Raw genomic sequence first — 10,983 nt, 5'->3', positions numbered from 1 at the left:
TGCGGACGGGATAAGCGCTGAAAGCATCTAAGCGTGAAGCCCCCTCCAAGATGAGACTTCCCACAGCGTCAAGCTGGTAAGACCCCTCAAAGACGATGAGGTTGATAGGTTCGGTGTGGAAGCGCGGCAACGCGTGGAGCTGACGAATACTAATCGGTCGAGGACTTATCCACTCCATGATCCTTTGCCACCATGCATATCCAGTTTTGAAGGCGCGAAGTCTTCAACGTTCCTCGGTAGCTCAGTCGGTAGAGCAATCGGCTGTTAACCGATCGGTCGGGGGTTCGAGTCCCTCCCGAGGAGCCATTCATCTGCTCCTGTAGCTCAGTCGGTAGAGCGTTTCCATGGTAAGGAAGAGGTCGCAGGTTCGATTCCTGTCGGGAGCACCATTACATATGGCCCGTTGGTGAAGTGGTTTAACACAGCAGCCTTTCACGCTGTCATTCAGGGGTTCGAATCCCCTACGGGTCACCATATGGAGGCTTAGCTCAGCTGGGAGAGCATCTGCCTTACAAGCAGAGGGTCGGCGGTTCGATCCCGTCAGCCTCCACCACTCTTACACAATGATTTCTCACCGTCGCGGGATGGAGCAGTCTGGTAGCTCGTCGGGCTCATAACCCGAAGGTCGCAGGTTCAAATCCTGCTCCCGCAACCAAATCTGGAGCTGTGGTGAAGCTGGAGTTCACGCCGGTCTGTCACACCGGAGGTCGCGGGTTCGAGTCCCGTCAGCTCCGCCAGCTTTTTGAAAATGTACGCCACCTACTTGCGTTAACACACAGTTGACATCGACAATGGGTGTGCTATAATAACCCAGGTACGCCGGTGTAGCTCAATTGGTAGAGCACCTGACTTGTAATCAGGGGGTTGTGGGTTCGATTCCTATCGCCGGCACCAGGAGAATGAACATGGGGAGATAGCGAAGTGGCTAAACGCGGCAGACTGTAAATCTGCTCCCTCTGGGTTCGGCGGTTCGAATCCGTCTCTCCCCACCATTTCTCCTTATCATGAATATGAGCCATTAGCTCAGTTGGTAGAGCATCTGACTTTTAATCAGAGGGTCGAAGGTTCGAGTCCTTCATGGCTCACCAGTTTTTTACGCAAAATGCTGTGGGAAGACAGCAGCATGGTGAATGGCGAAAACTTCATATCGTGCGGTCGTGGCGGAATTGGCAGACGCGCTAGATTCAGGTTCTAGTGGTGGCAACACCGTGGAGGTTCAAGTCCTCTCGACCGCACCATATCCCCAAAAGGCGAAAGCTTTTCAAGCCCAAACGGCTTTTGTCGGGGTGTTGCGAATGCGGACGTAGCTCAATTGGTAGAGCGTCGCCTTGCCAAGGCGAAGGTCGCGGGTTCGAGACCCGTCGTCCGCTCCATTTTTATTTCTATCTAAACATGTGCCCTTAGCTCAGCTGGATAGAGCGTTTGACTACGAATCAAAAGGTCGGGAGTTCGAATCTCTCAGGGCACGCCATCATTTAGAGGTGAAGAGGTTGCTGGGGGAAGCGAACCGGCCACGCCGTTTCTGTCACTCCTCCACCTCCGCATCTCCCCATGCAACGGGAAGTAGCTCAGCTTGGTAGAGTACTTGGCTTGGGACCAAGGGGTCGCAGGTTCGAATCCTGTCTTCCCGACCATGTTTTTTCCCAAAAAGGAACGGATGCTCCCAGGGAGCAGGCGGACGTTTTTGGGGGAGGGCCAAAACAGCGCCGGGGTGGCGGAATAGGCAGACGCAACAGACTTAAAATCTGTCGGGAGTTTCTCCCGTACCGGTTCGAGTCCGGTCCTCGGCACCAATACACGCCGTGCGGGTGTAGTTCAGTGGTAGAACCCCAGCCTTCCAAGCTGGTCGCGTGGGTTCGATTCCCATCACCCGCTCCATACGCAATGCAAAACAGACGGACATGTATCGTCCGTCTGTTTTTTGTATGTGGTGGAGAGCGTTTGGCTGCAACAGCCCTTTGTTTAAATTTGTCGAAAAATGTAAGATGGTTAAGGGTGGTAGAAACATATGTTTTCGTGTAGAGTAAGGCTAAGATCGCTTACCCGATAGGTAACGGATCTCTTGCCTCGCCTCCTGCACCGTGCAGGAGGTTTTTTTTCGTCGACGGCCGTTCAACTGAACGCAGAAAGACGGTCAGTAGCAATCGGCAGCCTCACGATGAAGCGGGTGGACTCCTCCGTCGATTCACAGGAGATGGTGCCGTTGTGCTTTTCAATGATGTTTTTGCAGATGGACAAACCGATCCCCGTGCCGTTCTGCTTGGTGGTGAAAAACGGCTGAAACAGATTTTCCACGATCTCCGCCGGGATCATTTCTCCGTTGTTTTCGACGGTCAACTGCAGCCATCCGCCCTCGCAGTGGGAGATGACGCGGATTGACTTGTTCAGACGGGTCTGGACGGCATCAATGGCGTTGTTGAGCAAATTGACCATCACCTGCTTGAGACCTTCTTCGTAGCAGTACAGGGTACACGGTTCAATGTGCTTGTCAAAGCAAATGTTTTCCCCCACCAGCCGCGGCGTAATCAGCAGTTCCACGTCGTAGAGGACCTGTCTGATTTCCACCGTCTTGTATACCTCGTCCAGAATCGGCTTTTTCGAAAAGCTGAGGAAGCCGGTAATCTGCCGGTGCAAATTTTCAAATTCGTGCATGACCACCTGGATGTAGGACTGCAGCTTGTCCTGCCCCTGGGTGGATTCGGAGATCAGCTTCAGGAAGCCTTCTATCGCGCATAGTGGATTGCGCAGTTCATGAGCCATGTTGGCAGCGATTTTGCCCAGCATGGTTAATTTGTCGTTGTGCAAATAGGAGATGGTTTCTTCCTTTTGGACGAGCTCCTTGTTGATCATTTGCTCGAAGTGGTACACAGCCCAGTAGACGCTCTCGTCCATGGCTTTTCCCAACTGAGTTTCCAGGTACAGCATCTCTTCCGGCGCCAACGACCATTGCTGCAGTTCCGGACGGAGGACCCGCCAGAATACGTTCCGGTACAACTGGTACGTACGCAAAATCGATGAAAACGGGAACTCCTGTGAGCGCATCCACTCGCCCATGTCCAGCGACCAGGCCTGCATGTCACCGTCGACGTCTTCCACCAGATAGCGAGCCAGGAGCACAGTCCGCTTCTCGGCAAAATTGCGGGGAATCGTCAACGGAGTATCCATGCTGATCACGATTTCCTGCAGCCACAGCGTCGTGATCGTCGGCGTCATATCAAGAATTTTCTGTGAAACATCGTGAAGATTTAGAGACACTGTTTCCGCCATAGCTTTTCCCACCCCAACTTTAATCGTACGGAAGGACGCCCAGAAAAACAAGGTATGTTTATCCTATTTTTCACATTAAAATGTTTTTTATGGAAGTATTTTTCTACAAAAAACGCGTTTTCTCGCCTTTTTTCGGAAAGAAAAGCGCTCATTAGTCCGCAAACAGGCGCATAGAGTAAGAAGGACAAACTCAGACGGGCAGGGGAGGCGGAGATGGACGGGCAATTTTGGCTGGGGTTCGTGCACATTTTTCTGATAGACGTCGTGCTCAGCAGCGACAATGCCGTCGTCATCGGCATGGCCTGCCGGAGACTGCCGGAGCCGGAACGCCGGCGGGCTGTCCTCTACGGAACGCTCGGGGCCATCCTGATGCGCGTCCTGCTGACAGGCATGGCCACCTGGATGCTCGACATTCCGCTGGTCAAGGCGGTGGGAGGGGTGCTGCTCCTGTGGATTGCCTGCAAATTGATCTTCGGCGGGGGCCAGGAGGAGACGATCGAGGTCAGATACGGCAGCAATGTTGGCCAGGCAGTCAAGACGATCCTGTTGGCCGATTTTGTCATGAGCCTGGACAATGTGCTGGCAGTGGGCGGAGCTGCCCATGGGGATATTGTGCTGGTGATCCTGGGGCTGGGCATGAGCATTCCCCTCTTGATGTGGGGGAGCACCTGGATTTCGCGGCTGATGAACCGCTTCCACAGCTTGGTGATCGTCGGCGGAGGCATTCTGGCCTACACTGCGACGGACATGTGTCTGGAAGATCCGTACGTTTGGAACGCACTTAACCCGCTTCTTCTGAACCACGCCTGGCTGCCGCTGTTGGTGGCGGTGGCGGTAATGGCACTGGGCCGCTTCGGAAAAACGTAGGGAGACGAGGGAGGGCGAGCGGTGTTCCCGGTGATTTCGCGAGAAGGATCGGGGCATACTACAGGGTAAGAAGAAAGCCTGACGATGAAAGGATCCGATCGCTGATGAATACGGGTATCTTGATGTTGTGGGGCGTTTGGGACACGATCTACCAACGCTGCACGCGGCTCAGATACGTTGACAAAGACAACAACATATTTCGTGTCGTTTTATTGCGCTACCGGGGTGAGCCGCTCGTTACATCCGATCAACGCGTCATTCGCGACGGGGATCTGATTTTGAAACTGCATATCCACAATTACTATTTTGCCAAGCAAAGCCAAGGCGTAAAGGACGACCTGCGGCTGGTCTTGCTGCTCCGTCATCACATCATGCGCTCCCTGCCGCAGTTGGCGGCGTATCTGGATGGGCATAAGGATCGGGACCGCATCAAGGGCATCGTCGGTACCACCATGCTGCACAAGGGAGTGAAACCGCTCGGGTTTTCCATCTCGGACGTGCCGATGAACTGGTTTTTTCGCTACAAGCGCTGGTATCTCAGACTGATGGTGCGCCTGATCCATCCCGACGGCAAGCGGCGCATTCAGCGTTGGGACCGGGAGATGCCGCTGAAGCGGGTGTACATGTCCAAAGAGGAGTTGCTTCGCCGTTATCTGCCACGGCAGCAGGAACCGGCGGGTGATCGGCAGTGAACGGGAAGCGCCTGCTGGTTGTAACCGAGGAATGGGCCGGCAGCGGACACCGGATGGCGGCGGAAGCGCTGCGCGAGGCGGTGGTGGAACGCTGCCCCGACGTGTACGCCCGCGTGGAGGGCGGATTGCAGGCGGCCAGCCCGGCATTGCGGGAGTTGTCCCGTTTTTTTTATGGGCAGATGCTGCGCTATAGTCCAACGCTCTGGCAGCGTCTGTACGACCGCGAGCAGATGTGGGGTACGGCCCTCGCCAAGCCGATAGGGGCCTTTCTGGCGAGACGTCTTATCCGCGACCTGTTGGAACGGGAACAGCCGGACGTCGTCGCCGCCACTCACGCCTACTGCTTGCCCGCCCTGGCACACGCCAGGAAAAAGGCAGGCAAGCGGTTCCGGCTGGTCAGCATACCGACCGATTTCCACGTCCACAGGTTTTGGGTGCATCCCGAGATTGACGGTTACGTCGTGGCACACGAGCGGCTGGCGGAGCTTCTGGAGCGCCGTCACGGCGTAAAACGGGAAAGGATTCACGTATACGGCATTCCGGTGCGTCCGGTGTTTGCTGCGGCGGCGCGGGAAGAGAAAGCGTATTGGAAAGCGCGGACGGGACTGTCGCCCGACCAGTTTACCGTACTGGTGTGCGGGGGAGAGGGCGGCCACGGCGGCATGGAGGAAGTTGTCCGGTCCTTGTTGAACGTGCCGGAACCGCTGCACATCGTGGTGATCACGGGAAAAAACGAGCCGATCAGGCAGCGGCTGTCGCTGCTCGCCGGGCAGCCTCATCCGCTGCACCGCCTCGTGGTAAAAGGATACGAGCCGTCCATTTGGGAGTGGATCGGCGCAGCCGATGCCTATGTCACCAAGCCGGGCGGCATCAGTTGTGCGGAAGCGCTGGCGCTCCGGACACCGCTGATCCTGTATCGGCCGCTGCCGGGGCAAGAGCGCCACAATTTGTCGTTTTTACTCCAGCATAAGGCCGCTGCGTGGGCAGAACGGCCCGAGGAGATTGCGCGTCTGATCGTTCGCTGGCGGTGCTATCCGGAAGAGCGGGAGGAGATGGTTCGCCGCATGGATGCTCTGCGTCAACCCGATGCGGCCCGGCGCATCGCCGACTTTCTGCTCTCGCTATAACGCTATAAATTGCCAGTGAAATCCCTGCTCTGACAATGCATGAAGCTATCGGCCATCACACATATTAAAGCTACAAACAACGAGGAGGTGAACACAGATGCCGAACAACAACCGTTCCAGCAACAACCTGCTGGTGCCGCAAGCCAACCAAGCTCTGGACCAACTGAAGTATGAAATCGCTGCCGAGTTTGGTGTACAACTTGGCCCAGACACCACTTCCCGTCAAAACGGTTCTGTCGGAGGAGAGATCACCAAGCGTCTGGTGTCCTTCGCTGAACAACAACTTGCTGGCCGTGCATAACCAAATAGGTTGGATGTGGAAAGGCACCTGTTCGGGTGTCTTTCCTTTTTGTTTGATCACCTGTAAAAAATTACAAAAAGTGGATGGACATCATAGGAGAATATTTTGCCCCCCTTTGCTGAATCTAAAGGTGCTAGGAGGTGAAGGCAAATGACCGTCGCATCGCAAGTAAAACAAACGCTGGCCAGCCTGAAAGGGGCACAGGCCAACCTGGAGCAGTTTGCACTCAGCACGCAAAATCAACAGGCCAAACAATTGTACACCCAAGCGGCCCAGCAGACGCAGTCGATCATCGACAATCTGCAGCAGCGGGTAACGGAACTGGAAAACGAAGAACCTCAATACAAGGGATTTTAAACGGTTTGTTCGCAGGACGGGGGGAGGCATGCTCTCTCCTCTCCCGCGTCAAGCCAGGAGGTGAACACAATGCCTGAGTGGCTCAACCTTGTCATCCGCTCCGTCGTGGCACTGGTGTACCTGTTCATTTTGACAAAGCTGATCGGCAAGCGGCAGATCAGACAGCTTACATACATCGAGTACATCGTGGGCATTTCGATCGGGTCCATTGCGGCATTCATGGCCAGCGACATGGACGGTCCGATCTATCACAGCCTCGTCGCCATGACGATCTTTGCCCTCATTCCGGTAGCCATAGAGTGGCTTTCGCTGAAAAGCAAGAAGATCAGGGACGTAGTGGAAGGAAAGGCTACCATTCTGATCAAGGACGGCAAGATTTTGGAAGACAACCTGAAAAAAGAGCGGCTGACGGCGGAAGACCTGATGGAGCAACTGCGGATGAAAAACGTGTTTCGCTTGGCGGACGTGGAATTTGCGCTGATGGAGACGAACGGCGAAATTAGCGTACTGCTCAAATCACAGCATCGGCCGGTCACCCCGCAGGATCTCGACCTGCCTGTTGCACAGGCGGAGGAACCACAGGCGGTGATCATGGACGGCACCATCATGGACGAATCGCTGGCCAATCTGGGACTAAACCGCAACTGGTTGCGCATGGAACTGCAAAAAGCGGGTGTGGCCCTGGAGAACGTGTTTCTTGGCCAGGTAGACCGGGCTGGACAGCTCTATTTGGATTTGTACGATGACAAGATCAATGTGCCTCCCCCCCAAGCATTGAAGCTGACCTACGCGCTTCTGAAAAAGTGCCAGGCCGATCTGGAGATGTTTGCCTTGTCGACGAAAGACAAGCAGGCCAAGCAGGTTTACGAAAAGGACGCGGAGCATCTGCAGCGCGTGATTGATCAGGTGAAGCCGCTCTTGACCCAATGAGGAAAGGAGGGGTATAGGTGACGGACCAAAAAAAGAAAAAGCTGACGCCCACCCAGCAGCAGTATCAGCAGTTGGCCAAACGGCACGAACCGCCGCGCCCCTTGTTGAAAAACTTTGTCCGGGCGTTTCTCGTCGGCGGACTGATCTGTATGCTGGGGCAGGCCATTCAAGAAGGTTTTATCCATTACTTTCACTTTACCGAAAAAACAGCAGGCAACCCTACCGTGGCAGTGCTGATTTTTCTCTCCGCCCTGTTGACGGGACTCGGGGTGTACGATCGCATCGCCCAGTGGGCAGGGGCCGGAACCAGCGTGCCGGTGACCGGCTTCGCCAACTCCATCGCATCGGCGGCGATCGAACATCGCAGCGAAGGTTTTGTGCTCGGGGTGGGCGGCAACATGTTCAAACTGGCCGGATCGGTCATCGTGTTTGGGGTGACGTCCGCGTTTGTGATCGGGTTGATTAAAACGCTGATGAAAATGGGAGGGTAGAGCATGAGACAGGGGCATCAATCATGGGTCTTTCCTTCCAGGCCGGTGATCGTCGGGGCGGCCGCGATCGGCGGCCCGTTTGAAGCCAAAGGACCGTTGGCCGACGATTTTGACACGCTGCACGGCGATTTGATGATGGGGCAGGACAGTTGGGAAAAGGCCGAGAGGGTCTTGCTGGAGGAAGCCTGCGACAAGGCGGTGGAAAAGGCGATGCTGCGAAAAGACGACATCCACTTCCTGCTCGCCGGCGATCTGACGAACCAGCTTATCACCGCCAATTTTTCGGCTCGCACGCTGGGGATTCCCTATCTGGGCCTGTTTGGAGCCTGCTCTACCGCGATGGAAAGTCTGGCACTGGGGTCCCTGCTGGTGGATAGCCAGTCGGCCGATTACGTGCTGGCCGCAACCGCCAGCCACAACGGATCGGCGGAAAAGCAGTACCGCTACCCGACCGAATATGGTTCGCAAAAACCGCCCACCGCTCAATGGACGGTCACAGGGGCGGGAGCGGCGGTCATCGCCCGCCAGGGAAAAGGACCGCATGTCGTGGCCGCCACGATTGGGCGTGTGGTGGACATGGGGTTGTCCGATCCGTTCAACATGGGAGCGGCCATGGCACCTGCTGCCTTGGATACGCTGGAAGCTCATTTCCGCGACCTGGGGCTGCCCCACGATCATTACGACCTGGTGGTGACCGGAGACCTGGGGAAGGTGGGCCATTCCATTCTGTCGGAACTGCTGCCCAAGCACAATCTCCACATTCCGCTGGATCGTTACCAGGACTGCGGCCGGATGATTTACGGCGACAATCCTGTCGTCTGGTCGGGCGGCAGCGGATGCGGCTGTGTCGCTACCGTCACGTATGGCCATCTGCTCAACCAAATGAAGGCGGGCAAGTGGAGACGAATCCTGGTGGTGGCGACGGGTGCGCTGCTTTCTCCCATCTCCTATCAGCAGGGAGAGAGCATTCCGTGCATTGCCCACGCCGTGGCAATCGAATCAGAGCCGAATGAGGAGGGATAACGTGACGTTTTTCTGGGCGTTTTTGGTAGGAGGAACCATTTGTCTCATCGGCCAGTTTTTGCTCGATGTCGTCAAGCTGACGCCAGCCCACACCATGTCCTCATTGGTGGTGGCCGGGGCCGTGCTGGATGGCCTCGGCCTGTACGATCCGCTGATCGAGTTTGCCGGCGCCGGGGCCACAGTCCCCATTACCAGTTTTGGCAATGCACTGGTGCATGGTGCGCTGGCGGAGGCGGAAAAACATGGATTGGTGGGGATCATCACCGGCATTTTTGAGGTGACCAGCGCAGGCGTCTCCGCTGCGATTGTGTTCGGCTTTTTTGCCGCATTGGTTTTCCGTCCCAAAGGATAGCGAAACAACAGTGCAATTTTCCAGAGCTGGCAGAAAGCTTGAATTGAACCGCATTCATCCCAACAGCTAGAATGGTGGCTTGAGGAGGGATGAACAGTGTTCAAGCGAAAACCGTTAACCTCCCTGCTGTTGACGCTTGTTGTCGCGCTGCTGATGACGGCGGCGCCTGCTTCGGCGGCCCCCTTGCTGAAACAAGGGAGCAAGGGCGGAGACGTCTGGGACTTGCAGTACCGGCTGCAGGTGCTTGGATACTACCAACAGCCGCTGGATGGAAAATTCGGACCGCACACCCGCCAAGCCGTCAAGCAGTTTCAGCGCAACTACGGTTTGGTTGCCGACGGGATAGCCGGCAGGAATACCTGGCGGACGCTGAAAAAAGTATCGGTCAACCGGGAGGAAATGATACTGCTGGCCCGCCTGGTACATGCGGAAGCGCGTGGTGAGCCGTACGTCGGACAGGTGGCTGTAGCCGCTGTCGTCATGAACCGTTTGCAGTCGCCGCAATTTCCTCATACGATAAAGGGCATCATCTTTGAGCCGTACGCTTTTACCGCGGTGGACGACGGCCAGTTCTGGCTCGCTCCCAATCAAACGGCGTATCGTGCAGCGTACGACGCGGTTCGCGGCTGGGACCCGTCGGGCGGTGCCCTGTACTACTTCAACCCGGCTACGGCGACATCCCGCTGGATTTGGTCCCGCCCGCAAATCAAACGGATCGGTCAGCACATTTTCGCACGATAATACACGTAACGGAGCGATGGAATTGTCATGCGACCAATTCTCACGGTTCTCACCCTGCTGATTGCACTGTACGCCCCCGTCTCGACGGTTTCGGCCAAGCAGCCGGAAGAGGAAGCGTCTGTCCTTTTGTACGTAAACCTGTGGAAGAAGCGTCTCTACCTGCAAACGTCAACAGGAGAAGTGCTGGCGTCTTTCCCGATCGCTCCCGGCGCCGTCGATACACCTTCGCCGATCGGAGTCTATTCCGTCATTCAGAAAGCGAAAAACTGGGGCGGAGGATTCGGGTCCAGGTGGTTGGGCATCAATGTGGAGTGGGGAACGTACGGTATTCACGGCACCAACAGACCGGAGCAAATTGGGCGTTATGTCAGCCATGGCTGCTTTCGGATGCGAAACCAAGACATCGAAAAGATCTATCCGCATGTCCGCATCGGAACACCGGTCATCATCGATGGACCGATCATGGGGCATGAGCGGCTGACCTATCGCATTCTGGTTCCGGGGAGCCGCGGCTCACTGGTCAAGCTGGTGCAAAATCGCCTGAAGGCTGCCGGTTACTACGGGGGCAAGGTTCACGGCCGTTTTGACAAGCAAACGGAGCAGGCCGTCTTTCGGTTCCAGAAAGGAGAAGGTCTACCCGTTACAGGCCAGATCCGATTTGAGGATTTGGTACATTTGGGCATTGTCGAGTAACCCCTTTCCTGCAAATAGAGTGCACCCCTTAAAGTAGACATTGGAAAAACCCCTTGGGATAACCGATGTTACTTTAAGGGGTGAATTTTTTATGGCTATCAAAGGTCAAAAGTTCAAGCATTATCCTTTGTCGTTGAAAATG

General features: G+C 55.8%; 12 protein-coding genes, 15 tRNA genes and 1 rRNA gene. 27 read left to right on the top strand and 1 reads right to left on the bottom strand.

The genetic code is table 11. The features are described 5' to 3' along the window. The 16 genes from ETC00_RS18840 to ETC00_RS18765 all read left to right on the top strand — a co-directional run. Positions 1-173: ribosomal RNA gene (locus ETC00_RS18840) — 23S ribosomal RNA — on the top strand; the annotation flags it as partial. Positions 174-230: 57 nt separating this feature from the next. Then, positions 231-306 (top strand) — tRNA-Asn (locus ETC00_RS18835). Between the two features lie 7 nt (positions 307-313). Then, positions 314-389 (top strand) — tRNA-Thr (locus tag ETC00_RS18830). An 8-nt stretch (positions 390-397) separates the two neighbouring features. After that, positions 398-474 (top strand) — tRNA-Glu (locus ETC00_RS18825). A gap of 3 nt (positions 475-477) precedes the next feature. Beyond that, a tRNA-Val gene (locus ETC00_RS18820) sits at positions 478-553 on the top strand. 25 nt (positions 554-578) lie between these two features. After that, a tRNA-Met gene (locus ETC00_RS18815) sits at positions 579-655 on the top strand. Between the two features lie 5 nt (positions 656-660). Continuing rightward, positions 661-737: transfer RNA gene (locus ETC00_RS18810), tRNA-Asp, on the top strand. Positions 738-818: 81 nt separating this feature from the next. Further along, a tRNA-Thr gene (locus ETC00_RS18805) sits at positions 819-894 on the top strand. A 13-nt stretch (positions 895-907) separates the two neighbouring features. Next, positions 908-992, top strand: a tRNA-Tyr gene (locus ETC00_RS18800). 20 nt (positions 993-1,012) lie between these two features. After that, positions 1,013-1,088, top strand: a tRNA-Lys gene (locus ETC00_RS18795). Between the two features lie 63 nt (positions 1,089-1,151). Then, positions 1,152-1,238: transfer RNA gene (locus ETC00_RS18790), tRNA-Leu, on the top strand. Between the two features lie 59 nt (positions 1,239-1,297). Then, a tRNA-Gly gene (locus ETC00_RS18785) sits at positions 1,298-1,373 on the top strand. Between the two features lie 21 nt (positions 1,374-1,394). Continuing rightward, a tRNA-Arg gene (locus tag ETC00_RS18780) sits at positions 1,395-1,471 on the top strand. An 86-nt stretch (positions 1,472-1,557) separates the two neighbouring features. Beyond that, a tRNA-Pro gene (locus ETC00_RS18775) sits at positions 1,558-1,634 on the top strand. Positions 1,635-1,705: 71 nt separating this feature from the next. After that, positions 1,706-1,793: transfer RNA gene (locus tag ETC00_RS18770), tRNA-Leu, on the top strand. Between the two features lie 11 nt (positions 1,794-1,804). After that, a tRNA-Gly gene (locus ETC00_RS18765) sits at positions 1,805-1,878 on the top strand. Positions 1,879-2,112: 234 nt separating this feature from the next. On the opposite strand, the gene ETC00_RS18760 is transcribed toward ETC00_RS18765, so the two are convergent. Further along, on the bottom strand, positions 2,113-3,267 hold the full coding sequence (locus ETC00_RS18760) for a sensor histidine kinase (RefSeq protein WP_171567607.1): 1,155 nt from the start codon (positions 3,265-3,267) through the stop codon (positions 2,113-2,115). Positions 3,268-3,480: 213 nt separating this feature from the next. Between ETC00_RS18760 and ETC00_RS18755 the strand changes: the two genes are divergently transcribed. The 11 genes from ETC00_RS18755 to ETC00_RS18705 all read left to right on the top strand — a co-directional run bounded on the left by ETC00_RS18755 (position 3,481) and on the right by ETC00_RS18705 (position 10,841). Beyond that, a complete protein-coding gene (locus tag ETC00_RS18755; RefSeq protein ID WP_171567606.1) occupies positions 3,481-4,134 on the top strand; it encodes a TerC family protein in 654 nt (217 codons plus the stop codon). A 104-nt stretch (positions 4,135-4,238) separates the two neighbouring features. After that, positions 4,239-4,826 (top strand): YkoP family protein, encoded by a 588-nt coding sequence (locus tag ETC00_RS18750; RefSeq protein WP_171567605.1) that lies wholly within the window; start codon positions 4,239-4,241, stop codon positions 4,824-4,826. Continuing rightward, positions 4,823-5,953 carry an MGDG synthase family glycosyltransferase gene (locus ETC00_RS18745; protein WP_371808919.1) on the top strand — a complete coding sequence of 377 codons (1,131 nt, stop codon included), beginning with the start codon at positions 4,823-4,825 and terminating at the stop codon, positions 5,951-5,953. Before ETC00_RS18750 ends, ETC00_RS18745 begins: the two co-directional genes overlap by 4 nt. A 97-nt stretch (positions 5,954-6,050) precedes the next feature. Then, positions 6,051-6,254: an alpha/beta-type small acid-soluble spore protein gene (locus tag ETC00_RS18740; RefSeq protein WP_171567604.1), complete on the top strand. Its 204-nt coding sequence runs from the start codon at positions 6,051-6,053 to the stop codon at positions 6,252-6,254. 150 nt (positions 6,255-6,404) lie between these two features. Further along, positions 6,405-6,611, top strand: a complete 207-nt coding sequence (locus tag ETC00_RS18735) for a DUF1657 domain-containing protein (protein ID WP_171567603.1) — start codon at positions 6,405-6,407, stop codon at positions 6,609-6,611. A 69-nt stretch (positions 6,612-6,680) separates the two neighbouring features. Then, positions 6,681-7,541, top strand: a complete 861-nt coding sequence (locus tag ETC00_RS18730) for a DUF421 domain-containing protein (protein ID WP_171567602.1) — start codon at positions 6,681-6,683, stop codon at positions 7,539-7,541. A 17-nt stretch (positions 7,542-7,558) separates the two neighbouring features. Then, positions 7,559-8,032, top strand: a complete 474-nt coding sequence (gene spoVAC / locus ETC00_RS18725) for a stage V sporulation protein AC (protein WP_171567601.1) — start codon at positions 7,559-7,561, stop codon at positions 8,030-8,032. Between the two features lie 3 nt (positions 8,033-8,035). Next, on the top strand, positions 8,036-9,055 hold the full coding sequence (gene spoVAD, locus ETC00_RS18720; RefSeq protein ID WP_171567600.1) for a stage V sporulation protein AD: 1,020 nt from the start codon (positions 8,036-8,038) through the stop codon (positions 9,053-9,055). A gap of 1 nt (position 9,056) precedes the next feature. Further along, on the top strand, positions 9,057-9,407 hold the full coding sequence (gene spoVAE, locus ETC00_RS18715; RefSeq protein WP_171567599.1) for a stage V sporulation protein AE: 351 nt from the start codon (positions 9,057-9,059) through the stop codon (positions 9,405-9,407). A gap of 153 nt (positions 9,408-9,560) precedes the next feature. Beyond that, on the top strand, positions 9,561-10,148 hold the full coding sequence (sleB, locus tag ETC00_RS18710; RefSeq protein WP_171567608.1) for a spore cortex-lytic enzyme: 588 nt from the start codon (positions 9,561-9,563) through the stop codon (positions 10,146-10,148). 27 nt (positions 10,149-10,175) lie between these two features. Further along, complete coding sequence (locus tag ETC00_RS18705; protein ID WP_171567598.1) at positions 10,176-10,841, top strand: L,D-transpeptidase family protein; 666 nt, start codon at positions 10,176-10,178, stop codon at positions 10,839-10,841. Positions 10,842-10,983 lie beyond the last annotated feature (142 nt).

It is taken from the genome of Brevibacillus sp. MCWH (assembly GCF_013096935.1).
In the GTDB taxonomy this organism is placed as follows: Bacteria; Bacillota; Bacilli; order Brevibacillales; family Brevibacillaceae; genus Brevibacillus; species Brevibacillus aydinogluensis.
Note: the sequence above shows the minus strand (reverse complement) of the source record. Positions and strands in the feature narration are given on the sequence as shown.